The sequence below is a fragment of the Paenibacillus sp. An7 genome (genome assembly GCF_009870785.1).
Lineage (GTDB): Bacteria > Bacillota > Bacilli > Paenibacillales > Paenibacillaceae > Paenibacillus.
Genome location: NZ_WTWX01000009.1, coordinates 117,743 through 144,156, shown reverse-complemented (window position 1 = coordinate 144,156; position 26,414 = coordinate 117,743). Strand labels below are relative to the sequence as shown.

At 43.2% G+C, this 26,414-nt stretch carries 25 protein-coding genes; 1 reads left to right on the top strand and 24 read right to left on the bottom strand.

Features of this window, described 5'->3' with window-relative positions; translation table 11 throughout:
- Positions 1-6: 6 nt before the first annotated feature.
- The 16 genes from GQY27_RS12800 to GQY27_RS12725 form a co-directional block, all read right to left on the bottom strand.
- Positions 7-708 carry a glycosyltransferase family 2 protein gene (locus GQY27_RS12800; protein ID WP_236570585.1) on the bottom strand — a complete coding sequence of 234 codons (702 nt, stop codon included), beginning with the start codon at positions 706-708 and terminating at the stop codon, positions 7-9.
- Positions 709-726: 18 nt separating this feature from the next.
- Complete coding sequence (locus GQY27_RS12795) at positions 727-1,308, bottom strand: class I SAM-dependent methyltransferase (protein WP_160034924.1); 582 nt, start codon at positions 1,306-1,308, stop codon at positions 727-729.
- A gap of 16 nt (positions 1,309-1,324) precedes the next feature.
- Positions 1,325-2,047: a glycosyltransferase gene (locus GQY27_RS12790; RefSeq protein WP_160034922.1), complete on the bottom strand. Its 723-nt coding sequence runs from the start codon at positions 2,045-2,047 to the stop codon at positions 1,325-1,327.
- Positions 2,044-3,003 carry an NAD-dependent epimerase/dehydratase family protein gene (locus GQY27_RS12785; RefSeq protein WP_160034920.1) on the bottom strand — a complete coding sequence of 320 codons (960 nt, stop codon included), beginning with the start codon at positions 3,001-3,003 and terminating at the stop codon, positions 2,044-2,046. Before GQY27_RS12785 ends, GQY27_RS12790 begins: the two co-directional genes overlap by 4 nt.
- Positions 2,985-3,815 (bottom strand): dTDP-4-dehydrorhamnose reductase family protein, encoded by an 831-nt coding sequence (locus GQY27_RS12780; RefSeq protein ID WP_160034918.1) that lies wholly within the window; start codon positions 3,813-3,815, stop codon positions 2,985-2,987. The genes GQY27_RS12785 and GQY27_RS12780 overlap by 19 nt, the downstream gene beginning before the upstream one ends.
- Positions 3,812-4,798 (bottom strand): polysaccharide biosynthesis protein, encoded by a 987-nt coding sequence (locus tag GQY27_RS12775; protein ID WP_160034916.1) that lies wholly within the window; start codon positions 4,796-4,798, stop codon positions 3,812-3,814. Before GQY27_RS12775 ends, GQY27_RS12780 begins: the two co-directional genes overlap by 4 nt.
- The gene (gene wecB, locus GQY27_RS12770) at positions 4,791-5,882 is read right to left on the bottom strand and encodes a non-hydrolyzing UDP-N-acetylglucosamine 2-epimerase (RefSeq protein WP_160034914.1); all 1,092 of its coding nucleotides are present in this window, start codon (positions 5,880-5,882) and stop codon (positions 4,791-4,793) included. The genes GQY27_RS12775 and wecB overlap by 8 nt, the downstream gene beginning before the upstream one ends.
- Positions 5,883-5,906: 24 nt before the next feature.
- Positions 5,907-7,325, bottom strand: a complete 1,419-nt coding sequence (locus GQY27_RS12765; protein ID WP_160034912.1) for a glycosyltransferase family 4 protein — start codon at positions 7,323-7,325, stop codon at positions 5,907-5,909.
- 187 nt (positions 7,326-7,512) lie between these two features.
- Positions 7,513-8,658, bottom strand: coding sequence for a CgeB family protein (locus GQY27_RS12760; RefSeq protein ID WP_442950906.1), 1,146 nt, complete (start codon positions 8,656-8,658; stop codon positions 7,513-7,515).
- A gap of 50 nt (positions 8,659-8,708) precedes the next feature.
- Positions 8,709-9,776 (bottom strand): CgeB family protein, encoded by a 1,068-nt coding sequence (locus tag GQY27_RS12755; protein ID WP_201450725.1) that lies wholly within the window; start codon positions 9,774-9,776, stop codon positions 8,709-8,711.
- A gap of 253 nt (positions 9,777-10,029) precedes the next feature.
- A complete protein-coding gene (locus GQY27_RS12750; protein WP_160034910.1) occupies positions 10,030-10,368 on the bottom strand; it encodes a hypothetical protein in 339 nt (112 codons plus the stop codon).
- Between the two features lie 21 nt (positions 10,369-10,389).
- On the bottom strand, positions 10,390-10,677 hold the full coding sequence (locus tag GQY27_RS12745; protein WP_160034908.1) for a hypothetical protein: 288 nt from the start codon (positions 10,675-10,677) through the stop codon (positions 10,390-10,392).
- A gap of 2 nt (positions 10,678-10,679) precedes the next feature.
- Positions 10,680-11,024 carry an alpha-helical endospore appendage domain-containing protein gene (locus GQY27_RS12740; protein ID WP_236570583.1) on the bottom strand — a complete coding sequence of 115 codons (345 nt, stop codon included), beginning with the start codon at positions 11,022-11,024 and terminating at the stop codon, positions 10,680-10,682.
- Positions 11,025-11,029: 5 nt separating this feature from the next.
- Positions 11,030-11,317 (bottom strand): nucleoside-diphosphate sugar epimerase, encoded by a 288-nt coding sequence (locus tag GQY27_RS12735; RefSeq protein WP_160034906.1) that lies wholly within the window; start codon positions 11,315-11,317, stop codon positions 11,030-11,032.
- A 134-nt stretch (positions 11,318-11,451) separates the two neighbouring features.
- Complete coding sequence (locus GQY27_RS12730; RefSeq protein ID WP_160034904.1) at positions 11,452-12,405, bottom strand: L-lactate dehydrogenase; 954 nt, start codon at positions 12,403-12,405, stop codon at positions 11,452-11,454.
- 42 nt (positions 12,406-12,447) lie between these two features.
- Positions 12,448-14,082, bottom strand: coding sequence for a lactate permease LctP family transporter (locus GQY27_RS12725; RefSeq protein ID WP_160034902.1), 1,635 nt, complete (start codon positions 14,080-14,082; stop codon positions 12,448-12,450).
- A gap of 388 nt (positions 14,083-14,470) precedes the next feature.
- Between GQY27_RS12725 and galU the strand changes: the two genes are divergently transcribed.
- On the top strand, positions 14,471-15,352 hold the full coding sequence (gene galU, locus GQY27_RS12720) for a UTP--glucose-1-phosphate uridylyltransferase GalU (protein WP_160034900.1): 882 nt from the start codon (positions 14,471-14,473) through the stop codon (positions 15,350-15,352).
- 134 nt (positions 15,353-15,486) lie between these two features.
- Here the strand turns inward: galU and GQY27_RS12715 are convergent, their stop codons facing one another.
- The 8 genes from GQY27_RS12715 to GQY27_RS12680 form a co-directional block, all read right to left on the bottom strand.
- Positions 15,487-16,473, bottom strand: coding sequence for a glycoside hydrolase family 43 protein (locus GQY27_RS12715; RefSeq protein ID WP_160034987.1), 987 nt, complete (start codon positions 16,471-16,473; stop codon positions 15,487-15,489).
- Between the two features lie 81 nt (positions 16,474-16,554).
- Complete coding sequence (locus tag GQY27_RS12710; RefSeq protein WP_160034898.1) at positions 16,555-17,592, bottom strand: endo-1,4-beta-xylanase; 1,038 nt, start codon at positions 17,590-17,592, stop codon at positions 16,555-16,557.
- Between the two features lie 54 nt (positions 17,593-17,646).
- On the bottom strand, positions 17,647-19,206 hold the full coding sequence (locus tag GQY27_RS12705; protein ID WP_160034897.1) for a glycoside hydrolase family 43 protein: 1,560 nt from the start codon (positions 19,204-19,206) through the stop codon (positions 17,647-17,649).
- Positions 19,207-20,133 (bottom strand): carbohydrate ABC transporter permease, encoded by a 927-nt coding sequence (locus GQY27_RS12700; RefSeq protein ID WP_236570587.1) that lies wholly within the window; start codon positions 20,131-20,133, stop codon positions 19,207-19,209.
- 14 nt (positions 20,134-20,147) lie between these two features.
- On the bottom strand, positions 20,148-21,113 hold the full coding sequence (locus tag GQY27_RS12695; protein ID WP_160034893.1) for an ABC transporter permease: 966 nt from the start codon (positions 21,111-21,113) through the stop codon (positions 20,148-20,150).
- Between the two features lie 138 nt (positions 21,114-21,251).
- A complete protein-coding gene (locus tag GQY27_RS12690) occupies positions 21,252-22,934 on the bottom strand; it encodes a type 2 periplasmic-binding domain-containing protein (protein ID WP_160034891.1) in 1,683 nt (560 codons plus the stop codon).
- 126 nt (positions 22,935-23,060) lie between these two features.
- Positions 23,061-24,599 (bottom strand): response regulator, encoded by a 1,539-nt coding sequence (locus GQY27_RS12685; RefSeq protein ID WP_160034889.1) that lies wholly within the window; start codon positions 24,597-24,599, stop codon positions 23,061-23,063.
- Positions 24,589-26,412: a sensor histidine kinase gene (locus tag GQY27_RS12680; protein WP_236570582.1), complete on the bottom strand. Its 1,824-nt coding sequence runs from the start codon at positions 26,410-26,412 to the stop codon at positions 24,589-24,591. The genes GQY27_RS12685 and GQY27_RS12680 overlap by 11 nt, the downstream gene beginning before the upstream one ends.
- Between the last annotated feature and the right edge of the window lie 2 nt (positions 26,413-26,414).

The following is a 26,414-nucleotide window of genomic DNA, read 5'->3' as shown; positions in this document are numbered from 1 at the left end:
ATCCATTCACAGTAAAGATAGCAAAGCAGACCGATGAAGATTCTGAATGGCAGCTACCTCTTTTTCGATCTCTTCCATATGTCTTGCAGTCCCCATCTGTTCGTGCATCCGATACTTGATCAGCGGGATATCCACGCATCCAAGTTCATAATACGGAAGTAATCTGAGCCACATCTCATAATCATGTGCATAGCGAAAGTTCGGATTGAACAGTCCTACTTTACCGAATACCTGCATACCGAGCATGACGGAACAACCGTTGATCGGACAATACGATAAAAGAGTATGAATCATGTCTGACCTGCTTCCGAGTTTCGGATAGATCGTTTCAGTCTGCTCACTAAGTGAATTCATATAATGATAAGCCGATTGGGTAAAAGATAAGCCTTTTTCAAGCATATAATTCACTTGTGTCTCCACTTTATGGGGAAGAAAGGCATCATCACTGCTCAGCCAGGCAAAATACTGCCCCTTCGCATGTACAATTCCTGTATTTAGTGCCGTAGCTGTCCCGCCATTCACTTTACGGATATAGCGAATTTGATCTTTATAAGGTGTAATGAGTTCTGTATGCTGAGTTGATCCATCATCTACAACAATAACTTCAATATGGTTATAGGTTTGCTGTAAAGCACTCTCGATGGCTTCTCCAATATATTTGCAATTATAAAAGGGAATGACGATGGTCACGACAGGTTTGCTATTCACAAGCATCTCACCTCACTTTTACTCATCAAGGATCTTCCAGGCCAATAGGGCATCAACAGGCTCATGTTCTGTTCCATACGACTCCTCGAAAGAGGGGTTCTTTTGATTGTGAAATCCTTTAAGGATAATGACCTGATATCCAATGCTTTCAAGTTCCTCTGCTTCCCAACCACTGTAATGATTTTGATACACTTCACCCTGTAAGTTGTAGTGATCGACTCCTTCTTGAGGAAAAAAGCCGCGCGGTGTAAAAATAATAATCCGATTCTTGGCGATTTTTTCGGCTTGCTGAAGGATGGAGGTTCCATCTTCTTTTGTAAAGTGTTCCAAAGAGTCAATCATGGTTACCGCAGAAAATGAATTAGGAAGAAATAATTGATCTAATATTTTCGCATCTGCATTCAGGGGGATGACATGTGGAGCTCGGTAGACGCGATGTTCCAGATAGGGCCGGTGGATATCCAGTGCTACTATGAGCCTGGACTCGTAATATTCTAGTAAAACACCTAGACCGCTGCCAACATCAAGCACACTATCTGAGAACCGAAGTAATTCACTGAGTAATGGTAAAAAATCAGTCTTCTGTATTTCATGATACACTCGCTTTCCCCCTTCCCTACAGTCCTTGCACTTGAATCATCTGCTGAATCTGTTCTGCATACCTCTTTTGAATCATTCGAATTTCTTGCTGGATTGCATCTGCATATTTTACAGACCCCATTCCATGGTGTTTACGGTAGGCCGTCAGCGGTTCCGTTAAATAGGGAAACGAATATCCCTTCAGCAGAACACGGTACCATAAATCATAATCATGCGTATAAGGAAGAGATTCATCGAATAATCCGATGTTCTGAGCTAGTGATTTATGAAACATAACCGTACATCCATTCACCGGATTCCCCGTAAGAAAAACTCGCAGCATTTCCTTTTCTGTCATTGGGGAAATGCCGGCACGGTATTGGGTTACACTGTTATCTTCATTAATATAGTTAAAATTGGTATGAGAAATGACAGCCTGCTGATTCATCATAAACTGTACTTGTTTCTCTATTTTCTCTGGATAGAACCGGTCATCCGAGCTGAGCCAAACGATGTACTCTCCAGAGGCATACCGAATTCCGTGATTGAGTGCGGATGCCGTTCCGCCATTCGCCTTACCAAGATAATAAATAAAAGGCAGATAGGGATGGATTTGTTCCGTATACTGTGTAGATCCGTCATCCACTACGATGATTTCTACCATAGAATACGTTTGGCTGAGTGCACTTCGAATGGCTTGCGAGATATAGGGACAGTTATAGAAAGGAATGACCACCGTGACCAGAGGGAGCGAATTCATGCTTGCCCTCCTTCCTTACTACGGCGATGGCGGTGATCCTGCAATACATCCTCTATAGAAGAGGCAAATGGAATTTCTGGTTTCCATCCTAATTTGGTAAGAGAAGTGCAGGAATCAGAATCATTCTCTACAGCAGAGACACCTCCAGGACCAGAAGAAGGCGCTCCCCAGAGCAGAGGTACCTGCGCTTTTGTATAAGAAAGGAGTAAGTCAGCGATCTCTCCAAGCGTTCTTTCTTTCCCTGAAATAACAGGATAGATTCTGCCTGGCTCTCCATTCAGCAAAAGCGCAAGATATGCCTGAACGGCATCCCGCACATCTAAATAATCACGAGCATCATCACGGGATGATAGGCGGAAAGGATTAGGATTTTCTCCTTGTTCAGCCGAAACCACATGGGCAGCAAGTAATGAACATATCCCAGTGGAAGGACCGGGCCCAATTAGATTTCCTGGTTCGGCGTAGATCATCTGCTGACTATACATCGATGAAAATGACATAGAAACGAGTTCCTCCATGTACTTACTGAGACTATAAGGATGAGGAGGCGATAGCGGGAGATCTGGGACAGGAATGTATTTGAGACGTGAACCAACGATGACTGCCCGGCATTCGGGCAGTGTTCGCATGGCATCGAGCAGATAAAGCGGGGACATCACATTCATTTCAATCGTAGACACGGGGTCTGCCCAGGAGACAGGTACGGAATTCTGACCTGCTAGATGTAAGATATAATCAGGCTGAGTACGAACCACCAGCCGATTTACGGCTTGACGATCTCGGAGGTCACATAAATGGAAGATTACCTGATCATCTTGCAAATCTGCAGTAAGTGACCGGGTGACGGCCGCAACCTTTGCTCCACAGGCACGTAGCAGCTGAACTGCATGCCGGCCTGTAAATCCAGAAGCACCGGTTACCAGCACGACTTTGTCTTTCAGCCTTGTTGTATCCATTCCTTCAACTCCTTCAGCATGTCACGATAAGACGGCAGAATAGGGTTTACATCCTCCCGAGTGACAGCGAGGGTTCGATCCTGTACAAACGAACTATTGGGGACGATTACTGTTTCTTTGAGATCCCATATTTCTTTAAAAAGCAATAATAACTCATACTTCGATACGGGTTCAGGATGAGCCAGGTGAATCAGACCCGACACTTTTGAAGTCATGTACTCATCCACCACCTTAGCAAGCATGAGTGTAGTCACTCCATTCCACCTTGCTTTCGCATACCCTTGCACAACCCCTTTTTGCTGAAAGAACCAATGCATGAGACCGATCCCGTTCTTCCGGACTTCCGGTCCAATGATGGAGGTACGTATCGTAAGATGACCCGGGGAACAAACTTCCCCGAGTGATTTAGTAATCGCATATATCGTATCTCCATCTGGTAAATCCTCTTCTGTATATCCTCCTGACCGGTCCCCTTTGAATACACAATCTGTGCTGATATGAATGAGTCTTGCACCGATTTGATCAGCCAGATTCGCAAGGCGGTGCGGTAAAAAGCCATTAACATGGTAGGCTTGAATTATATTTTTTTCTGCATATTGATTTAAAATCCCCACTGCATTGATAATGACATCAGGTTGAACCGCTTTTACGAGCAGATCGACACTGTGAATATCATTCACATCCAGGATTAGTCCATTCGGATCTTTCTTATTACGAGATGTATAGAACACCGTGTGTTTTCCTTGTTGCTTAAAATATTGAACCATCATGTGGCCTGCCATACCCTGGCCACCAATTATGAGCAGTTTCATCCAAGGAACCCCCCGCGCTGCAGGATTTCCTTAATCTCCTCTTTCGACATCAGATTAAATTCCGAACTGAAGCTGGAGAAGGTCACCGGCTCGTAGTATTTATAGTGTTCTTTTAGTTCAGGCAGATTAATTGTCGGAAGAATGACAAGGTATTTTTCATCATAAACAACGGTTGTTCTACTCTCGAACTCACTCATCAGGATTTCGTGAATTTTTTCTCCCGGCCGAGTACCTCGTTCCACGATCTGAACACCAGATATTCCTGCATCTTCGATTAATACTTCTGCTAGATCTACAATTTTGCAGGTAGGCATCGTCATTACAAAAATTTCACCGCCCACACTTTTTACAGAAGCATCAAATAAAAGCGATATCGCATCGCGCAGCGTAAGGAAGAATCGTGTCATCTCCATATCCGTAATCGATACTACGCCTTTATTTTTAATCTGATCCTTAAACAGATGGACTACACTTCCGTTCGTACCCAGAACATTACCGCCCCGCACGGTTACGAATGCTGTTTTGCTGCGAAGCAAGTTCGCATATACAATCAGCTTTTCTCCAATCGCCTTTGTCATTCCATAAAAGTTCGATGGGTTTGCTGCTTTATCCGTGGAGATATAGATTACTTTCTTTACTTCATTCTCTACCGCTGCCTCAATCACATTTTGAGTACCAATGACATTGGTTTTCAGCGCTTCATAAGGCTGATCTTCGCAGACAGGGACATGTTTCAGCGCTGCTAGATGATATACATAATCCACTTCTTTACAAGCGGCAACGAGGGCTTCCTTATCCCTGATATCTCCGATACAAAAACTGAGGCGGCTGTCTTCAAATTCACGGCTCATGGCTACTTGACTCGATTCACCGCGAGAATATACGATGACTTCCTTGGGATTTAAAGTCAGTAATTGAGTGATTAATTCATGCCCCCATGAACCGGTACCTCCGGTAACGAGAATACGTTGATTTTCAAACATGCAGCTTCCCTCCAAGCAGAAATTTAACTACTTTATCCGATACATCTTTAACGAGATACCCTTTTGGACACTCCCAGGAACGATTTAGTTCCATCATCAGCGCTGCGGATGCAGCAATGCGGTCTGCTTCAAGCCCTGATACAATGTTACTTCCGCAATCGACGGTCTCTGGCCGTTCTGTCGTCTTACGCATGGTCACGGTAGGCACTCCCATAATGCAGCACTCTTCCTGGACCGTTCCGCTGTCCGTTAAGGCGCAGCATGCATTTTGCTCCAATAGAAGAAAATCAAAAAATCCAAAAGGCTCATGAAATTCTACTAGGGGATGCATCGTCAGCTTCAAGTGTTCTTTAATCCGTGCTGCTGTACGAGGATGAATACTACAAATAATCCGTTTTTCATGTTTCTCTGCTACGAGGTTGAGTCCTGTCATAATAGCTGCTAAATGCGCGGGATGATCTACATTTTCTGCACGGTGGGCTGTAACGAGAAAGTACTCTCCTTTTTCAAGCCCTAATTTCTCCATAATCTTGCTTTCCAGCATACGATTTTCATAATGCTTCATTACTTCATATATGGGATTGCCCGTGAGCACGATTCGCTGACTAGGGACACCTTCCCGGATTAAGTGTGCTTTGCTTTGTTCTGTATAAGGCATATTAATGCTTGATATGGCATCAATTACCCGGCGGTTTTTCTCTTCGGGTACATCGAGGTCATAACACCGATTCCCTGCTTCCATGTGAATGACCGGTATACCCATTCTCTCCGCAAGAATGGCCGATAAAGCACTGTTCGTATCTCCTAGCAGCAAGATTTTATCCGGCTTTTCTTGAACCAGAATTTTTTCCAGCTGACTGAACATCGCAGACAATTGCTCACCAAGCGTAGCTGCTTCATCCTGAAGTACATAATCTGGAGATCGCAGGCCTAATTCTTTAAAAAATTGACCGCTGAGACTTTCTGTGAAATTCTGTCCTGTATGCACAAGGATGTGACGATCTGCATAACGGTCCAGCTTAGGAATAATAAGACTTAGCCGGATAATTTCCGGCCTTGTTCCAAGTACCGTCATAATCTTCAAGGTGACCCCTCCTTTTTCATGAAGTCATTTTCGTTTTTTCTGAGACCTCAGAGGCTTCATGACAGAACGTGTTTGCTTCCTTTTATTTTTCTTCAGTGGCTTTATCTTCGTGGTGTTTCTAGATTTTTTAACAATTTTTCTCAGTCGCGAAGAGTTCGTTTTTTTCTTTCGTTGCTGATCCATCTTTCTCTTACTTTTCACCGGTTTACGCTTTTTGGCATGAGTTCGCAGACGAGCTGAGGGTATACCAAACCAACCTGGGAATTGGCTCATGAGATGACGAATCATATCTTCTGCACGGTTTTTATATGTTTCTGCACCGTATCGCTGCTCTGCGGCTATTTTGCTCCGTTCACCCGTCCGTGCCGTTTCCTCTGGATTTTGGATACAGACAGCCATCCTGCTTGCTAAGTCCGTAGCACTACCCGGCTCAGCAAGTAAATGCGAATTACCGACAGCCTCCATCATCTCCTGAAGACCTCCCTGCCCAAAGGCAACAACCGGTGTTCCAAAGTAAAGACTCTCCAGTGCCGTCATCCCAAAACCCTCTTTGACCATACTCGGAACGGCGGTAAGATCCATCGCACAGTACGCTTCGCTGACTTGTTCAAGAAAAGGAGTAAAGATGAATTGATGGCGGAATCTCGATTCAGCGATCATTCTCACACACTCGTTATAATAGTCCTCATCAACGGGGTTTCCTATAATCCAAAACCTGCTATGGGGATATGATTCACATAAAGACAAAGCACTTCGTACGAAAGGCAATAACCCTTTGGCATCGTATATAAAAGTGGAAATATAACCAATGCAGAAATGTTCAGAGGATAGTCCAATTATGCTGCGCCTTGATGCTCGAAGATCGTTCCACTGATGAATTGCAGCAAGAGAAGCATCCCATGTGGGAGATAATATGGTGGATTTTGCGGAGATATTGCCGCCTTGTAAAGGTTCAAAGACCGTTTGCGAGATGCCGATGACCCAGTTGCTGAACTCATCAATGATCTTTATGGATTCCCCCGTGTATGCGTTCAGGGTAATGGTTTCGGTAATTTTCCAAATCACCGGGATGTTAAGCATTCGTGCTGCCATAGCAGGTACCGCATTTACACAGGTATTCGTGAGTACGATTTGAGGAGATTCTTTTTGCAACAGACGGATCACAGCGTAAGAAGACGGGGTATGCATTAACTGATCTGCCTCTTGTCTAAGCCCCTCATGGGGAGTGTAGATGTTGTGAAGCAGTTCATAAGACTGGACTTTTACCCGAATTCCATTCTTTCGAGCTAACTGGGAGATCATTCCTTCATTAGGGACCACGAGTACACAGCGAAAGTAAGGATTCATTTCATGGCAAAAGCGCAACAACAGCTTTTCCGCCCCCGTAATACTTTGGCTGTGACTGATATGACTGAATAACATTAATTTTGGCTTTCGTGTCATCTCGGGCGTACAACCTTCCTGCTTTCTTACCTAAAGGTAGCGAGTGAAAGGATGTGCGTTGTTCACCTCCTTCGATTGTGCACTTGAAGGATCATGGCTCAATGGCTCTACCTCAATATATGAAATACGGCAAATGACGGCACGACATATGCACCGTATCATTCGCACATAATTTACAGCATACTCGCTATAAACCGAATATCGTCTGAAGCAGGGACTCCATGCGGTGATGATAGGAATGCTCTTTCCAAGTGCGTTCAAACCCTCTCAGCGCAATAGCTCTCCGTTTATCTTCATTAGCAAGATAGTATTCAATTTTGTCCATCATCTCAGCAGCTGTCTCATATGTTTCAATCTCTTCTCCAGGTTTATAAAAACGGGCTAAATCTCCTCTGGCATCAGTAAGCTGCAGGGTTGCACAGGCTGAAATTTCAAAGGTACGAGGGTTGGGTGATAAAGCGGGGATTTTAAGACTATTATTATTTACAGAATCGTCTTCATGGGAACGGTGTAAGTTGAGCACAATCTTTGTTCCGTTATACACATCTTTTGTCTCATCTGGACTCATCCAGCGATTCAGTTCAATCTTGTGTTTATATTTTTCAAAGTCAGGGAGTCGATCCCACCATATTCCGTTGAATACGGTTTGATGCGACATCATTTGCGGGAGGAGAGGATTGAAATAATTAACACGGTTCCAATATCCTGACCCAATGAAGCTGATATCTCTGCGATGAAGGGCAGGCAGCTTACTCGGGTGAAACTGGGGGAGGTAAGCAGCAAAAGGTAAATAATGCACTTCTGGACATCCATGACTCTCATATAGCTCGACGCAATTAAGTTCAAGTGTGAATACATAATCGTAGCGTGGAGCAATATTTAGCGTTATATCTGTATAGTAAGGATCATCTGTCAGCCAAATTGCAGTTCGTATTCCTTGATTTCGGATGGCATCTACCTGTTCTACCGGAAAGTACATTCCATCTAAGACCAGCACGAGATCAGGCTTCAGCAAGGCTGCCATTTCTGCAACGGGTTCATGAGGTTCTGCTGTATGAAGACTCGTAACCATGTCTCGCAACGTCCCTCTTATTGCCTCGTCCAGGGGCGAGTAAGGAAATCCCTTACCTGAGGAAACATATAGGACGTGTAGAGGTCGTACAGGCAAAGGTTCTACTGCTCGGTTCATTATAAAATGAGCGCGGCCGCGCAGATATCCATCATCATAACCTCGTTGAAAAGATGAACTCTGATTCGCTGGATTTACTGAATACGGTAACCGCTTCGGTCTTGCTCGTACTGTTTTCTTTCTCGAAGCCTTTACTCGCTTTATGGCCACCTTGATCACCCTCCTTCTTCTTATCTATTCACGAAGTGAATAGTTTACACATAACTCAGCAGCATCTGAATGCGCGTCTGAAAGGTATGATTCTCATGTGTTGTATATAGACTTCTCCAAGCAACAGTTAGCCTTTCTTCTTCATTCCTAAGATAATAGGCAATCTTATCCTGCAACTCGGCACTATTTTCATAAGTCTCTATATCGTATCCGGGCCTGTAGTAATTCGATAGATCCTCTCTAATATCTGTGATTTGCAAGGTCCCACAGGCATTCATTTCATACGTTCTGGGATTAATAGAACCTGCCGTTATCTGATGAGTGTTCCGATTATCCAGCCCATATTCAGGAGGTCTATGCATATTAATCACGATTTTTGCTCCGTTGTAGTAATCTACCGTTTCCACTGGTGGAATCCAGTCCGGCTTGATAAAAGAAGCGAGTAAGTCTTGCCTCTGTAGTCTGCCCCACTGCCCCCCTGCAATCAGGACACGTTTATTTTTCAAAAAAGGAGCAAGTTCATCAAATAAAGAGATACGATTCCAAAATCCACTGCCGATGAAGCAAACATCATATTGATAATCTGAGGATGTTTTACGAGGTGAGAAAAGAGAGGTGTTTACTCCGAGCGGAACATGATGGACATGCTTAGCCCCCTGGTTCTGATAGAATGGTACCGCCCTAATTTCATGGGTGAACACTAGATCATAGTGCAGACAAATGTCTGCTGTATCTTCTGTAAAATAAGGATCATCTACAAACCAGATCGCTGTACGAATACCTAATGCACGAATCTCATCTATTTGTGATAAATGGTTCTCAGGAAAGACATGAAGACCATTCATAACGAGCACAAGATCCGGCCTATGAATAGCCGCATATTCTTTCATATGAGCTGCATTCACTACGATACATTTAGAAACAGTCATTTGAAGCGCAGCAATCACACCATCATCAATCGCTTCAAAACCTTGCGGAACATAAAGTACATTCATGTTTCGAATAACGGTCTCCGGCTGCTTTACTCTCTGAAGGATTGCTTTACACCCGCCAACCCGAACCCCTTCCGCATAACCTTCAAGATAACTTTGCTTCCTCCTTGTAAGCTTCACCTCGCACTCACCTATCTCTCTCTGTACATTAGTTCATGTAGTCCTTCTAACTATATGCCATAAGGTCAAATGCATCATGGACGTGTGTCCAGAACCTAAGAAAATTGGCGTTTGTACGGCAGACATTTGTCTAACCTGCGTTATGTATATGTAAGTCTATTTGAGTGACTTGTCCTCCTGAAAATAGAGCCTAAGCCGTCATCTTGAACGTCTGTTTTATCTAAGACAGACAAAGATGACGGCCCTCATGAGCTTAGATCTCTTCACCTTGATAAGCGAGTGCATGACCATCTTCGAACCCTATGGCAAATCCGACGTTGAACCCCTCGTTGTAAGCGTCGTTGTAGGATTTGTGTCCGGTTTTTTTTGCTGACGAGTGTCGTCTCCCGGTAGTTTTTCGAGAGACCTTTCGTTTTCCGTTCTTTTTTTTGATAAGTGAAGAGGGTTTCTTTCTCAATAGAGATTTGTTCTTCCGCCCTGCCATCTTCTTTTTTTTCTTCGCAAGTCTCACTGATTTCGGTGCCGAATGAGTTGCCTTTTTGGCAGTACCTTTTTTTAAGGGTCCCGCTTTTGATGACTTTTTTCTTTTCATCATCATTCCTCCTGTCTAAGTTCAGTCTTGGGACGTGCCCTTGCATGGCAATCGCTTATTTGCATACCATGGAGGTGCTGGAGTTCCCTTATTTAGTGGACTAAACTTCATCATCCCAGCCATCTCTGCTATCTCTAGGCGACAACGTTCAATAAGAAGGATATGCTCAGGTAGAAGGTCCTCGGTGGAGCTAATCAGCTCATAGCGATCGCCAATGATGGTCAGTATCCGTGACAGTGCTAGCTGACTTCTTGTCATCGATTCAAGAAAGGCGATTTTTGCTTCTTTTTCTTTGGATAGTAAATTCATCTCTATCCCTTACCATGATCATAGTCCATCATCATTTGATCAAAACCATTCTCTTCACTTTGATGAAGCAGTGCTTTCAAATTCTTGTTCAGTCCTGCTTCCATACGGTTAATACCTTCAAGCAGTTCAAGTAACTGTTCCTGTAGTTTAAGAGAGACGGTTAGTTGATCCTCATGACTGTCATAGGTGGCAGCGCTTAAGTGGTTGACGGACCAGTTTCTCATCTTTTCTGCTTCAAGTGCTTTCGCTTCCAAGATAAGGGAAATGTTGTGCTGAACTTTGACTGCAGCATCGAGCATTTGGAGCAGTGACTCCTCTCTGTTCATTTCCAGATCACCTGCCTTCAAGAAATTTACTCTTCATCAGCTACTGCCAGTTCCTTTACCAAATGAGAAATGGAGTCTGCAATCATCTCTTGTAAATCAGCAAGTCCGCTGAGATAAGCTACAATCCCTGCATTCACAGAAGCAGAACCATCAAGCAAGCCTTGAGCATCTGCAAATTGCGGCATCAGATCTGGCATTTCATTTATGAGTCCTGCCATACGGACATTGACCTCTCGTTCCGCTTCGAGTACTCTGGCCACTTGCTGATGCGCATGAGCCATGTGCGCAAGCATTTCATCTAATTTGTTTTGCATGTCCCGGCCCCTTCTTATAATATTTGAGATCGGTTATTTGATTTTTCAAAAGAACAAAAAGTTCCCCGGCCTTAGCATTTGCCTTAAGTAGCATATGCCGGGCCGGGGAACTCAGTTCCTATATATGAAGGGGATTAGTTATAAACTTTAGCAATCAATTCTTTGAGGACTTTCGCAGAGTGATTGAATTTCGCTTTTTCTTCTTCGTTCAGCTCAATATCGATTACTTCACGAACTCCGCTGCGGTTAACAATCGCTGGTACACCGATATATAGATCATCTTGACCATATTGTCCCTCAAGAAGAGAAGATACGGTTAAGATACTATTCTCATTACCAAGGATTGCTTTGGTAACACGAGCGAGTGCCATACCAATCGCATAGTAAGTTGCACCTTTACGTTCAATAATGTGATATGCTGCATCACGAACGTTGACGAAAATTTCATCAAGTTTCGCTCGATCTTCTGGGTTATTACGGCGCTCAATCACTTTATCAAGGGATTCGATACCGATGGAAGCTTGACTCCATACAGGAAATTCTGTATCACCATGCTCACCAATAATGGCTGCGTGGACGTTACGTGTATCCACTTCCAAGTATTCACCCACCATATAACGCAGACGAGCTGTATCGAGAGTCGTACCAGAACCAAGCACACGTTCTTTTGGCAAACCGGATTCCTTCCAAGTTACATAAGTTAGGATATCTACTGGATTAGAAGCGATCAAGAAAATGCCATCAAATCCGGTGTCCATGATTTGACGTACGATCGTTTTGAAAATCTTCGCATTTTTGTCTACAAGATCAAGACGGGTTTCACCTGGTTTTTGCGGCAAACCTGCTGTTATAACAACAAGGTCGGCATTTTTGCATTCTTCATAAGAACCGCTCCATACTTTAGTTGGAGAAGGTGCGAATGGAACCCCATGATTAAGGTCCATTGCTTCGCCTTCAGCTTTCGCAGCATTTACGTCAACAAGAACAAGTTCCTCAGCAATCCCTTGGTTAATCATAGCGTAAGCGTAACTGCAACCTACTGCTCCAGTACCTACCAATACAACACGATTAATTTTATTACCTACCATAATAATAATCTCCCTTCAATCTCAAAAGCTGAATTTTTGTTCTTAATAAAGAGCCCAGTTTATTATCCCAACAATAACGAGTAAAATTACACTGATCTTAATTGTAAATTTAAACAATTCATTCTCTTTACCCGCAAGACCTACTGCCGCTGCAGCTACTGCTACAGATTGTGGCGAGATCATTTTAGCCATTGCACCACCCATTACGTTGGCAGCAACCATAGCTTCTGGCAAAATGCCGATTTGATTTGCCGTTACAGCCTGCAATGGTGCAAATAGAGAACCGCTGTTAACAACAGAACCGGTCAAGAATACCCCAATCCAACCCAGAATTGGTGCGAACAATGGGAAGATACTGCCCGTTGATGCAAAAGCAAGACCGAGTGTTGAAGACATACCTGAATAGTTACAAATGTAAGCAAAAGCAAGCACGCTACAAATTGTAATAATCGGGATGTACAATTCTTTGAACGTTTCTACAGCTGCTTCTTTAATGATGCTTCCTTTAATTCGATAAATCAGAATGGTTAGAAGCGCTGCAATGACAATTGCGGTTGTAGTAGATGAGAATAAATCAAGATTAAATACAGCAGCGTAAGGTGTCTCTTCTGGAACAACCGGAGGTTGTCTCAGAATTTGGTTGTGAACTCCTTTTATAGGGAAACTGAAGACCAGATTGTTAAGCGGTCCACCTGCTGCGAACAACGCTTTGACTGGTTTCAGTGAGAACAAAATAACCATAATCGTTAGCAAAACAAAGGGTAACCAAGCAAAAGCAACTTGTCCCAAACTATACGTTTCTTTCTTAACCGCTTGTTTCGTTTGTTTCGCTGATTCCTCATGATCCAAACGGTAAATTTCTTTTGGTTTCCATACACGCAGGAAGAGTGCAAGTACCACCAGACTGACAAGGGCAGAGATAATATCTACGAGTTCAGCACCCAGGGTATTAAGTACAATAAACTGAGTGATAGCAAATGAACCTCCACTTACCAAAATCGCTGGCCAAGTTTGTTTCATTCCTTTGAATCCATCAATTAAGTACACCAACAGAAAAGCGATCATTAAACTGATAATCGGAATAACATAAGATGTTCGGCTTGCAACATCAAGTCCAGAAAGTCCCGTAAGCGTAGCTGGTGTCGTAACAGGAATACCCATCGCACCATAAGAACCTCCGGCAATGTTAGCCACAAGACAGAGACCAGCTGCATATACAGGCTTGAATCCCAAACCGATCAGGATTACCGCTGTAATCGCCACAGGAGCACCAAAGCCAGCCGCCCCTTCCAGAAATGCACCAAAGGAAAAAGCAACAAGCAGTACTTGTAAACGCTGATCTTCGGTAATCGTTGCTATACTATTCTTGATTATATCAAATTTTCCTGTTTTTACCGTAAGTTTATACAGGAAAATTGCTGCAAGTACAATCGAAGCTACTGGCCATAAACCAGCAAGTACACCATAGAAACCAGTACCTACTACTTTAACGAAAGGCATTTTATAGAAGAATAAAGCAACACATGCTGCAACAACGATGCTGAGGATTCCTGCTACATAACCTTTCATTTTAAAGACTGTCAAAGCAACAATAAAGAATATGATGGGTATTGCAGCCACCAAAGCAGATAGCCATATATTGCCCATCGGGTCGTATATTTGATTCCAAACCCCCACTTGTATTCCACTCCCTAATCCTAATTGTTTAGATATTGTGAGCCGCGCTAGATTATCCTATTCACATTGCTGACAAAATAGTGGTGCTTGTCTTTCTAACCTATATATGTGAAAACTTTCACTTTACTGATTTAAAAAAAAGCATTTTTTATCAGTCATGATGATTGTTAAAATGTCCCGGCTGCGCTTTTTACTATAGCGATGCTTTGAAAATTTGTATGTGACTTTTCTCACTATTTATTATAAATACAATATATTCCAGTGAATATTCTCCTGACTTTTTCTAGTAATGCATTATCAATTCCATATAATTCCTTTGAATTGTGACTTTATTCTATAAACTTGATATGATGATCATAAGCAATATGCTAGGAAGGTGATGAGATCCATGACAGTAAAAAAGGCAGTAATTCCTGCAGCAGGACTTGGAACCCGATTTCTTCCCGCTACAAAAGCCATGCCAAAAGAAATGATGCCCATCCTGAATAAACCAACCATACAATATATTGTTGAAGAAGCGATCGCTGCTGGAGTCGAAGATATTATCATCGTTACCGGAAAGGGAAAAAGAGCGATTGAGGATCATTTCGATCATGCTTTTGAACTGGAACAGTTGCTTGCAGACAAAGGAAAATCCCTCGCTCTAGAAGAAGTTCTTTCTTCCTCTAACGTGCCTAATATTCATTATATCCGTCAAAAGGAACCAAAAGGTCTTGGCCACGCAATCTGGTGTGCTCGTAAATTTGTCGGAGATGAGCCATTCGCAGTTCTACTTGGAGATGACATTGTTGTGAATCCAATACCTTGCTTGAAACAATTGATTGATGAGCATGAAAAGGTAGGCGCTTCCGTGCTGGGGGTTATGCAAGTACCTGATGAAGAAACACACAAATATGGAATTATGGAACCGCTTGAAAAAAGAGGTCGAAGTTACTCAGCACTGCGATTTGTCGAGAAACCAAAACCGGGATCCTCTCCTTCCAATCTTGCGATTATCGGTCGGTATGTACTGACGCCTGATATCTTTCCGTTGCTAGAAGATCACCACATTGGTCTTGGGGGTGAAATTCAGTTAACTGATGCGATTGAGAGATTAAATCAAATTACGCCTGTATACGGTTACGAATTTGAAGGTAAACGATATGATGTAGGTGATATACTAGGATTCCTCGATACGAATATTGAATTTGCTTTAGCTAATCCTACTTACCGCGATGAGGTATTACGCATGTTACATACCAAACTTGAGAATCCCTCTTTGCATCGATAATTTCACAACGACTTGAATGTTTGGATTTTAAAAAAGGAGTATGTCCCATGTTATGAGACATACTCCTCTTAGCTTTAGCTTTCTGCTTTGCTGCTTTATCCAGCAACAATCCGTAACAGCCCTTAAAGTCTACTTTACTTTTCGGGGTAAGGATCAATCATACGAATTGTACCATCGGAATTGTACGTAAGTTCCGCAAATTTTACGCAACGCTTGTAATCAACGCCGCCGGAAAGAGAACAATCGTGATAGAATAAATACCATTTTTCCTTGAATTGCACAATCGAATGATGTGTTGTCCAGCCCATAACAGGCGGTAAAATCGTACCTTGATATGTGAAAGGTCCCATCGGACTGTCACCGATCGCATAAACCAGCTTGTGTGTCGAACCTGTAGAATAGGACAGATAATATTTGTCATTATACTTGTGCATCCATGGTCCTTCAAAATACCTGCATTCCTCATTACCTGCGGTCAGCGGCTGTCCTTCCTGGTCCAGGATAACCATTTCCATCGCTTCTGAGGTCATGGAGAGCATGTCTTCACTTAGCTTCGCTATTCTTGGACCAAGCGCCGGCTCATCCGGAGCTGGGCCTTCTGCATGTTCCACATAGCTTCCAGTCTGCCACTTTTCTAATTGCCCGCCCCACAGTCCGCCAAAGAGCATATAAGCCTGTTCATCTTCGTCAATAAAGACAGCCGGATCAATACTGAAACTGCCCTGAATATACTGTTCCTCTGCCTTAAATGGACCTGCCGGGGACACTGACGTAGCTACGCCGATACGAAAGATCCCTTCATGATCCCGCGCAGGGAAAAACAAGTAATATTTTCCGTTTTTGAAAGCGGCATCCGGTGCCCACATTTGACAAGATGCCCACGGGACATCCTTCACATGCAGTACCTCACCGTGGTCTGTTACGGGTGAATTCAGATCATCCATTGATAAAACGTGATAATCCTCCATCTTATATTGATCACCATTGTCATTGATTGGACCATCGTGATCCAAATCATGAGAAGGATAAATATAGATACGACCCTCGAACACATGAGCTGAAGGATCAGCAGTATAAATATGAGTAACTAAAGGTTCATGGGGTTTCGGCTGTTTAGGCATAGTAGACATCCACATAACTCCTTCCAAAAGGTGTAATGAATTACTGTATTATTTCGATGATCTATAGATTTCGTTAATGCATTAATTCCTCTTGCTCATGTTTAGTTGAGGAATTTGGGCAACCCGCTGATAGGCTTCCTTGGGATGATGAGCCTCATCAAATAGGAAAGGCCAGTTTTTACGTCCTCTAACCGGAAAACCATCAAGCCATGTATAATCGTCAGCAGCTCCCCAGAAAGTTACGGCGCTGATATGTTCACGATATTCATAAAGCACGCGGAAAATAGACTCATATCTTGCAGCTTGTAACTCCAGCATGTCCTGCGTAGGCTGAATAAGATCAGTGCGTCTATCCTCGAAGCGGAATACCGACATATCCAGTTCAGTAAGCTGCAGCTGCAATCCCAGCTCTGCATACCGTTCAATCGCAGCGCGAATATCATCCAGAGACGGATCGTTCAGATTCCAGTGTGCTTGCAAACCAACGCCATGAATCGGCACTCCTTGATCTAACAAGGAACGAACGAGACGATAAATGCGCTCCCGCTTATGCGGATGGGACTCATTGTAATCGTTATAAAACAATAGTGCCTGAGGATCTGCTTCATGCGCAAATTCAAAAGCTTTGGCAATGAAGTTCTCTCCAGCAATATCTAACCATTTCGATGGTCTTAAAAATGCATTCTCATCATTCGCATCATCTGAAATTGCTTCATTCACGACATCCCAGGAGTATATGACATCTTTATATCTGCCGACGACGGTCTCAATATGCTCACGCAAACGTGCAAGTAATACGTCACGTTCCGCAAGTCCTCCTGTTCCATTCTCGAACAACCAGCCTGCAGTTTGGTTATGCCATACCAGTGTATGTCCGCGCAGCGCCATGTTATGTTCTTTGGCAAACGCAGCTATGATGTCTGCCTTTTCGAATGTGTACACTTCTTCTTGAGGATGCAAACTTTCGAATTTCATTTCATTTTCTGCTGTTAAGCTGTTGAAATGATAGGTTAGCAGTGATTCTTGGGTTACAATCGTTGTCGGATTAACCGCTGCTCCAATCTGGAAAGCATCCTTGTATAAATCCTTCAGTGGAGCTTCTGTTCTGTTCGGTTCCATGGTACCCCTCCTCTTCTCTTGCCGTTAACCTGCTTTCGCAACCATTACTGCGAATCAAACAAGATACTCAAACCAGTCGAAGCGAGCAGGTGTCTGACTTTCCTGGCCATTGCCGGTAGCATATAGCCCGACCACTGCCCCGGTAAAGCACATTTTATGCACAAAAGCCTCTGGAGAGATTGCACGAGCTGTACCTGAGCCTAAACGTAACCAGCTCTGTCCATCCTCCGAACAAGTTAGGGTGTATTGGTCCTCTGTCGATTCGATTCGGAGTAATAGTTGCTCCGTTTCTACCTCGCTCTCATGCACAATTTCGGACTCTCCACGTTCCGTCAGGCGGGCAAAAATAATATTTTGACCTGCAGACCGTCTTATGCCAATTTCATAATGCGCATCCTCATCTCGGCGAATACATAGTCCAGCCTCTTCTCCTTCGAAAGCCGGCACGAATGATATGCAAGCAGTAAAGCTGGCATTCAAATGCTGCTGTCTTCTGCCGACAAATGTGATCTGCTGGGTATCGTTAAGCCCTGCTTCTTGACCATACAAGGTAAGGAAACCTGGTCTTTCCGTAACCGTACATTTCCCATCTGTTGGATTGCGTACATACAGCCAGTGCGGCCCAAGCTCAGCATCAAAGTCCTCCCGGCCAACAACGATTGCTTCATTCCTGTTTAGGTCAGAAGGTTCTGTCATCTCTAACCGCTGGACTGACATATCCAGGCTCACTGTCCCTTCATTATTGTCGATGTGCGGCCAACCATCCTTCCAAACGACAGGAGCGAGAAACGTTTCTCGTCCAAGCACGCTGTATCCGTCATCTGTCAATCGAACCCCAAGGAATACAGCCCACCAGTCGCCTTGATGATCTTCGACCAGATCGGCATGACCTAAATACTGGATAGGATGATCCAGATCACGATGTGTTAGAATCGGCTCAGGGTAGCGATCAAACGGACCATACGGATTTTCACTTCGACCGATGATTTCACGGTGTTCCTTGGCCGTACCTCCAGAAGCGGACATCATGTAATACAATCCATTAATCTTGTATAAATGCGGTCCTTCCGTCCAGGGACCGCCATCTCCATACCAGACGATTTGCGGATCAGAGAGTGCCTCTCCTGTAGCAATATTGATCTCATACTGAATGGCATGAGAGTCGTAATCGGCACCTTGCTGAGCAGTAACATACACTTTGCCGTCATCATCGAAAAACAACGATGGGTCGATCCCTCCATAAGGAATGCGAATCGGATCTGACCAAGGCCCCGCAGGGTTTGTTGCCGTAACATAAAAGTTACCGATGCCCCTCACATCTGTTGTAATCATATAGAAAATGCCTTCATGATATCTAAGTACAGGAGCATAAATCCCGTCAGAACTTTTCTGCCCAGTTAAATCAAGCTGGCTGAACTGATCTAGTACATTGCCTATCTGCTCCCAATGGATTAAATCCCGGCTCCGAAAAATCGGAACGCCGGGGAAGTATTCAAATGAGCTGCAAATAAGATAAAAATAATCTTCTGCTTTCACGATACTAGGATCGGGATAGAATCCAGGAAGGATTGGATTCGTGTAACGAATCGTTTTTGATAGTAGCTGATCCTTCATTTATTCCTTCACACTCCCTACATTGAGTCCAACGACAAAGTATTTTTGCATGAACGGGTAAACTACTAAGATTGGCACTGAGGCAACAATTGTAACTGCTGCTCGGATGGAAATCGGCGTTACCTGGGTTGCATTCTCCATTCCCACACCGTTGGCAACCGAAGGGTTGCTGTTGGCATTCATACTAGAAGATAAAAGTTTCATCAATTCATATTGCAGTGTGCTCAGTTCTTGACGAGAAGACGTGTATAGGAATGCATCAAACCAGGTATTCCATGCACCGACCGCAACAAAAAGGGCAATGGTTGCAAGAACAGGTGTACATAACGGAAAGATGACTTTCCAGAAAATTTTGAATTCTCCTGCACCGTCGATTTTTGCTGATTCGATCAAGGCTTCAGGAATGGTATAAATATAAGTCCGAATAACGATAAGGTTAAATGCACTGATAAGTGATGGTAAGACATATACCCAGAACGAATTAATTAGATGCAGGTCTTTAATCAAGAAATACCCTGGAATAAGTCCTGCGTTGAAATACATGGTGAGAACAAAGATCGTAGTAATCAGCTTACGGAAGACATAATCTCGCCGGCTCAGCGTGTAAGCCAGCATACTAGTCAAGAAAATATTCAGCACGGTGGATAGAACGGTACGTGCTACAGATACTAGGAATGCATTATAAATGGTCCCTGAAGCAAATACTGCTTTATAATTCTGCAGGGTGAACTCACGAGGCCATAAGTATAATCCTCCTCGAATGGTATCATTTCCTGCATTAAATGAAACAACAATTGTGTTCAAAAATGGATACAGTGTCACTGTCACCAGCATGATCATGAAAATAGTATTGAAGGTGTTGAACAGCATTGGTTCTAGGGTTCCGTTTCCCGAACGCCGTGTAGAAACTACTGCTGAACCAGACATTGGTGTTTTTTTCATCATAACAGCCTCTCTTCCCCAAGCCGCTTGGCCGTCCAATTCGCAAAGAGCAACATGGTAATGCTAACCACAGACTTAAATATCCCGCCTGCAGTAGCCAGTGAATAGTTGCCTTGTGCAATCCCGTATTTAAGCACGAAGATATCAATCGTTTCTGACCAATCCACTACAAGTCCGTTGCCAAGCAAATATTGAACCTCGAATCCCGCTTCTAGAATATGTCCGATAGACATAATCAGCAGGATGACAATCGTAGGCTTAATTCCTGGCAAAGTAATATTCCACATTTTTTGATAGCGGTTAGCTCCATCGATATCAGATGCTTCATACAGCGCCGGATCAATAGAGGCAATGGCTGCCAAATAAATGATTGTATTCCATCCTACTTCTTTCCAAACATGTGAGCCTGCAACGACTCCCCAGAAATACTTACCTTCTGTCAGCCACAGGATCGGCTGATCGATTAGATGCAATTTCATTAAAATATCATTGACAATCCCATCGGAAGCAAGCGATGTCGCCACGATGCCGGTAACGATAATCCAGGATAAAAAGTGAGGCAGATAGGAAATGGTCTGTACCGTCCGCTTCCATAGTACCTTTTTGATCTCATTAAGCAGAAGGGCCAAGATAATGGCTGTTACAAATCCTAGTATTAAGTTAATAATACTCATTCCTAGCGTATTTCTAAGTACGCGTAGAAAGTTGTCATCTGTGAACAAAAATTTAAAATGTTTAAATCCCACCCAAGTTTGATCCGAGAAGCTTCGTGCAGGTTTGTAATCCTGAAAAGCCATCGTCCAACCCCAGACAGGTACATATGAAAAAGTGATGATATATGCTAACAGAGGAACAGACATGAATATGAGCTGTTTCTGTTCTTTAATCGTTTGCCAGGTCAGCCGCTTGTTTTTCGGTTTTTTCTTCGGGCTGTGGGGCTTGGTGCCCACTACAATTTCCTCCATAAATATCAAACTCCCTATCCATCTTTGTCATGAAAAGAAAAACGTAGAGTAGCGCTTCCATATAACATCGTGTCAAACATGCTATTTTGAAAAAAAAATCAGGAAGGAAGGATACCTTCCTTCCTGATCGAAACAGCCTTACTTCGCAGACCAGTTATCAATTCTCCACTGCAATACTTCATTGATGCGATCTTCATAAGCTTTAACGTCTAGTTTTTGAATCTCAGAAACATATTCATTCCAAACACCGTCAAATTCAGTTGGTTTAGCCAGAATAGCTCTAGGTAAATACTTAGTAGACGTTTCAGTCAACTTCGTATTTGCAATTTTGGCTGGAGATCCTTCAACCAGGTCAACTGACCATGCTGGGTAATAAACTGGGTTTTCCGGTGGAGCACTGAAGAAGTCAATATAGCTGTTAAATCCGTATGCATCGAGTACTTCTTTGTCAAACGGTTTCAAGCTTGCTTGATATTCTTCCGGCTGATTACTTGCTGAAGTTGCGTTTCCATCACTGAAGTAACCTTCCAGCTTCGGTGCAGTTGCATAGAAAGCATCTGCTTTGTTTGCAAGCTTCCAAGTTGCATCCGTTGCTTTGTCACGCTGTTCTTGTGTCTTCATGAAACGGCCTTCTTCGTTAACATAGTAATCTTCGTCCACAACACCCCAAGTGAATAACTTCTGCCAATCTTCTTCGATCAACTTATCAAGTACTTTAATAATTTTCACTGGGTCTTTCGCACTTACCGTAATACCAAATCCATTGTTTAAGTTCAGTGCTGCACGGTCACGGTAATAGTCTCTCGTGTTCTTGTCAAATACAAGCGGGAAACCTACATAAGTTCGTTCGATTTTATTTTGCGTGATCAAGGAATCCTCTGCAGTTCCGAAGTTCCACTTCTGGTCGAACATACCGAGTACCGCACCACTCGATATTTTAGCCATGTACTGATCATAGTTTTGCGCAAACGCTTCCTTATCTAGCAAGCCTTTGGCATTAACTTCATTGAGTTTTTGATAATACTGTTTGGCATAATCTTTATCCGCAAAAATCTCAGATTTCCCATCATTGACAACCACACCGCCATCATTTGGATGACCGATCAAATGCTGTGGCGCGTTTAGCAAGCCCCAGTTTTTCCAGTCATAATTCAGTATTTCAAATCCGATGGTTGGCTTGCCGTCAATCGTTGGATATTTTTCCTTATATTTCTCGATTAAGTCAAAGTACTCATCGAGTGTCTTCAGTTTTGGATAACCGAATTCTTTCAACACTTCTTTTTGAACCCAGAATGCAGGTCCGCTGTAATAAGTATCAGACACTTCACCGTTATATGCCCCGTAGTTAGGAAGATAATAGATGTGTCCATCATTAGGGTCTTTCATCTGATTCCAGTATTTCTCGTAGTGTTTCTTCAAGTTAGGTGCATGTTCCTCGATTAAATCTTCCAGAGGAATTACCGAACCTGCTGCTGTCAGCTTAGTATCCGCAGAGATCAAGTCTGGATAATCACCGCCAGCAATCATAACGCCGAGCTTCTGGTTCTTGTCACCAGCCAGAAATTCGAAATTAAATGTAACGCCAAGCTCTTCCTTGATTTTTTTGTAGATTTTGTTGTCTGCAGTTGGCTGTTGTCCGGCCTCGTTTAGGAATACCGAGATTTCTATCGGATTATCAGTTCCAACCTCGCTGCCCTTACTGCTTGTTTCTCCGCCGCCTGAATCACTTCCACTGCCGCCTGAACAGCCGGCAAGCACTACACCCAGCGACAACAGCAATGTTGCCCCCGCGCGGAAAAACGGTTTTTTTCTTTCCCCCATAAAGCACCTCCAAATTTTGTCTTGCCATGTTGAAAGCCCTTACATTGTGTAATTTCATTATAGATTTAACGTGTAGTGGAAACTATATCTGAATTATAGATCTTTCCGAGGAAAATACAGGTTTTCTTATAATTGGACATTTTTCTTGTAATCATTAGGCGACATGTTCATCCGTTTCTCGAATTGCTTTAAGAAAAGAGGGTAGCTTGAATATCCTACCTTCTCAGAAATTTCACTATTTTTGTATTGATTCATTTGGAGTAAACGGCAAGCTTCCTCAATCCGCAAATTATGAAGCATTTCATTAAATCCAATCTCATTTTTACGTATTAATAACTGCCCTAAGTAGGCCGGATGAAGGAAGAAATGTTCCGCCAGCATCTTAATGGTCAACCCATCACGAAAATGCATATGAATATAATCATTAATATCTTGCACAATACCTTGTGTTTCAGCTGGATTTTCTTTAAGCAATAGCTCAAAGCAGACTCGTCCGCACGAATACAGCATATCGATCAGAACATCAAAGGTCAGCATAGCTGCATCCAGATTTGGAATCTCAAACAATTGGACTAGAATTCCTGCATTCCGCGTCAGCTGCTTATCCATATACGTCCGAATCTCATGAAGAAGATAGATTACAAATTTCTGAGCTTCATCTGGATGGACTCGTACTTGCCGGAAGGTCTGCTCCGTATACTCTACGACAGATCGGTAGGCCGCGTGGTCAATGAGCTGAAATGCTGCCAGTATGCGCTCCAGTATCTCCAGCTGATTGTAATGCTTTGAAAAGTTCTGATCCTTGAGCTTGTCATAATCCAAAATCATGCTATTATCCTCTTCATAAAAGGCATGCAGCAGCGCCTCTTCTGCCGTTATTTGGGACTGCCTAATATGAGTCAGTGAAGACACGGCAGAACCAACAGCCATAAATGCACGAAAGCTCGCCAGACGGCGAGCCATTGCTTCCAATTGTTTTCTGATGGGTTCATTCGATTCATGAGCAGCATCACCGAATACAATGGAAACCAAATTATTTCGCAAACGAATCATATAAACGGGATCCCCTTGATTTAGAAAATCTGCAGCAAGACTGATCCACCGAGCAGCATTCTCTTGGGGCCCCTGAACCAGACATACATTCCATACCTCCGCAGACTGGGAGAGAGACTGTATAACCTGATGCGCTTCTATGGATAACTCTTTCCCCATGAGCGTTTCCTTTATTGACAAAATCTCGTGTTCTCGCTGTACGACTTGTCCAATATGAAGCTGTTCCTGCTCCTTGATCAGTTCCTGTACTACCGCACGAATTTCAAGCACTGCCTGATCCTCATCTAGAGGTTTGAGCAAATAACGAGATACTCGAAATTTTAGTGCTTTTCTTGCATATTCGAAATCACTGTATCCCGTAATAATAATGAATTTAGTCGACCCGTTACCTCTTCGCCGCCACTCCTCAATCATTTCTAGTCCATCCATAACTGGCATATGAATATCGACCATGACAAGATCTGGCTTCCATTCTTCCATCCGTTTAAGTCCTTCTGCCCCATTCTCACAAACACCGCAAACCTCAAATCCTAGCTGTTCCCATGGAATCCAAAGCTGCAAGCCCTCAAGCGCCCATGGCTCATCATCAATCAGCAGCACTTTAAATGTCATTGTTTCTGCCTCCTTCTCCACTTTGATTCTCAAGCAGCTGTAGAGGAATTTCAAAGGACACTTCGGTCCCATCACCCATTTTACTCACAATTCTAAAATTTACTTTATCGTCATAATACAATTCGAGACGGCGATAAACGTTCCGAAGGCCAATATTATTTCCTCCACATTCCTCTTTGCCCCTCATATGGTACATCACCTCTTGCAACCGTTCTTTATCCATGCCCTTGCCATTATCAGATACAACGATACGCAGGCAATCGCTCATGACTTCAGCTCGGATTTTCACATAACCAAGCCCTGGAGTGGCTTGTATCCCATGCTTACAAGCATTTTCCGCTAATTGCTGGATACTCATTTTTGGTATTTTATAAAGCCGTGCCTCATCACTGATATCAATGTAGTACTCAAACTTGTCCCGAAAACGGAATTTTTCAATCCCGAGGTACATTACTGTAAAACTCATCTCCTCTTCCAAGGTGACCAAATCATCTTTCCAATTTAGAAGACGACGAAGCAGCTTGGACAGGTCTTTGATAATGTCTTTAACATCTACATAATTGTTCTTGGTACTAACCACGAGCAGCGCATTCAATGTATTGAATAAGAAATGGGGATTCATCTGGCTTTGCAATAAATTAAGCTCAGCGCGTATACGCTCGGCCTCTAAACTCCGTTGCTGAATTTCAAGCTTATACACATTGTTAATCAAGGATTGGATCTGGGCGGTCATCATATTAAAATTACGGATCAAATCACCGATTTCGTCTTTTCCGCCATCGATGTTAATCAGATCGAATTTCTCGTTCCCTACCTTTTGCATATGCCTCGACAGACGTTTTACTCGGTAATTATACGAACGCAGCATAATATATATGAAAATTGAGGTAATTAAAGTAATAATGCCTGCCAGCATGCCAAAGTAAAGCTGCATAGACAGCATCGCTTGTTTTGTTCGTGTTTCCTGAGGCACACCAATCAGTTTCCATCCCTTCACATAGCTGGCATTGCCAATTGGAACAATATGTAAGTCTTGCTCTGTCGCCTTGCTCGTATCAAATAACACATAATCGCTGCCCATTTCACCCTGGTACTTATCATTTGCAGATACAATAATTTGATTTTGGGCGTTGACTAGATATAGATCGAGTGAGCTTTCTTCTCTCGCGATCACGTCATAAAAACGATTTAGGTAAAAATCAATGCGAACCAACTTCTGATAAGCATTGTCCGCATAGTAATAGTCCATTTTTTCAATAACGCTAAAATATGACGAGGTCATTGCCTGGTCATTAGCTGCCTGATCGCGATAAGCGATCACTTGCAGAGGTTCCCCCACCGCTTCCCATCTCTTAAACCAATTGCTCAAGCGCACCGAGCTATCCAGATAGTAATAATCGCCTCCAGGCACGATGGTTGGATTGTCCGTGTAAATACCAATTCGCTGAATTTGGTTATTCACAGGAATATATGAGGTCACTCGGTGACGAAGCTGCTCATCAAGTGTTCTGTAGAAATCTAGTTGTCCATCGTACTGCCGGTCCATAGATTCAGACAATACCTTGTCCGTGATCAAGGCATGACTGACAGCAACACCGCCGTCAATCATTGTATGGATATCCTTTCTTGCCCGCTCCAGGGATATTTGTAAATTTTGTTCTTCCCGTTCTTTGATCAGCCCAGTCATCCGGTCCATAAACAGAGAATTACTCACGATGATGGGAAGCAAAATCCCAATAATATAGATCAGCATAAACTTGTAGTTCAGGGGAATATCGTTCACGATGCCGCGAAATCGAAATTTCTTAAACATGG

Excerpts from the sequence above, each read along its gene's own strand:
- GQY27_RS12785 (WP_160034920.1), bottom strand. The coding sequence starts at position 3,003 with ATGGATACAACAAGGCTGAAAGACAAAGTCGTGCTGGTAACCGGTGCT.
- GQY27_RS12765 (WP_160034912.1), bottom strand. The coding sequence starts at position 7,325 with ATGACACGAAAGCCAAAATTAATGTTATTCAGTCATATCAGTCACAGC.
- GQY27_RS12700 (WP_236570587.1), bottom strand. The coding sequence starts at position 20,133 with ATGTCTGGTTCAGCAGTAGTTTCTACACGGCGTTCGGGAAACGGAACC.
- GQY27_RS12685 (WP_160034889.1), bottom strand. The coding sequence starts at position 24,599 with ATGACATTTAAAGTGCTGCTGATTGATGATGAGCCATGGGCGCTTGAG.
- GQY27_RS12750 (WP_160034910.1), bottom strand. The coding sequence starts at position 10,368 with ATGAAAAGAAAAAAGTCATCAAAAGCGGGACCCTTAAAAAAAGGTACT.
- GQY27_RS12680 (WP_236570582.1), bottom strand. The coding sequence starts at position 26,412 with ATGTTTAAGAAATTTCGATTTCGCGGCATCGTGAACGATATTCCCCTG.
- GQY27_RS12695 (WP_160034893.1), bottom strand. The coding sequence starts at position 21,113 with ATGGAGGAAATTGTAGTGGGCACCAAGCCCCACAGCCCGAAGAAAAAA.
- GQY27_RS12730 (WP_160034904.1), bottom strand. The coding sequence starts at position 12,405 with ATGGTAGGTAATAAAATTAATCGTGTTGTATTGGTAGGTACTGGAGCA.
- GQY27_RS12690 (WP_160034891.1), bottom strand. The coding sequence starts at position 22,934 with ATGGGGGAAAGAAAAAAACCGTTTTTCCGCGCGGGGGCAACATTGCTG.
- GQY27_RS12790 (WP_160034922.1), bottom strand. The coding sequence starts at position 2,047 with ATGAATTCGCTCCCTCTGGTCACGGTGGTCATTCCTTTCTATAACTGT.
- GQY27_RS12775 (WP_160034916.1), bottom strand. The coding sequence starts at position 4,798 with ATGTTTGAAAATCAACGTATTCTCGTTACCGGAGGTACCGGTTCATGG.
- GQY27_RS12780 (WP_160034918.1), bottom strand. The coding sequence starts at position 3,815 with ATGAAACTGCTCATAATTGGTGGCCAGGGTATGGCAGGCCACATGATG.
- galU (WP_160034900.1), top strand. The coding sequence starts at position 14,471 with ATGACAGTAAAAAAGGCAGTAATTCCTGCAGCAGGACTTGGAACCCGA.
- GQY27_RS12710 (WP_160034898.1), bottom strand. The coding sequence starts at position 17,592 with ATGGAACCGAACAGAACAGAAGCTCCACTGAAGGATTTATACAAGGAT.
- GQY27_RS12735 (WP_160034906.1), bottom strand. The coding sequence starts at position 11,317 with ATGCAAAACAAATTAGATGAAATGCTTGCGCACATGGCTCATGCGCAT.
- GQY27_RS12715 (WP_160034987.1), bottom strand. The coding sequence starts at position 16,473 with ATGCCTAAACAGCCGAAACCCCATGAACCTTTAGTTACTCATATTTAT.
- GQY27_RS12705 (WP_160034897.1), bottom strand. The coding sequence starts at position 19,206 with ATGAAGGATCAGCTACTATCAAAAACGATTCGTTACACGAATCCAATC.
- GQY27_RS12745 (WP_160034908.1), bottom strand. The coding sequence starts at position 10,677 with ATGAATTTACTATCCAAAGAAAAAGAAGCAAAAATCGCCTTTCTTGAA.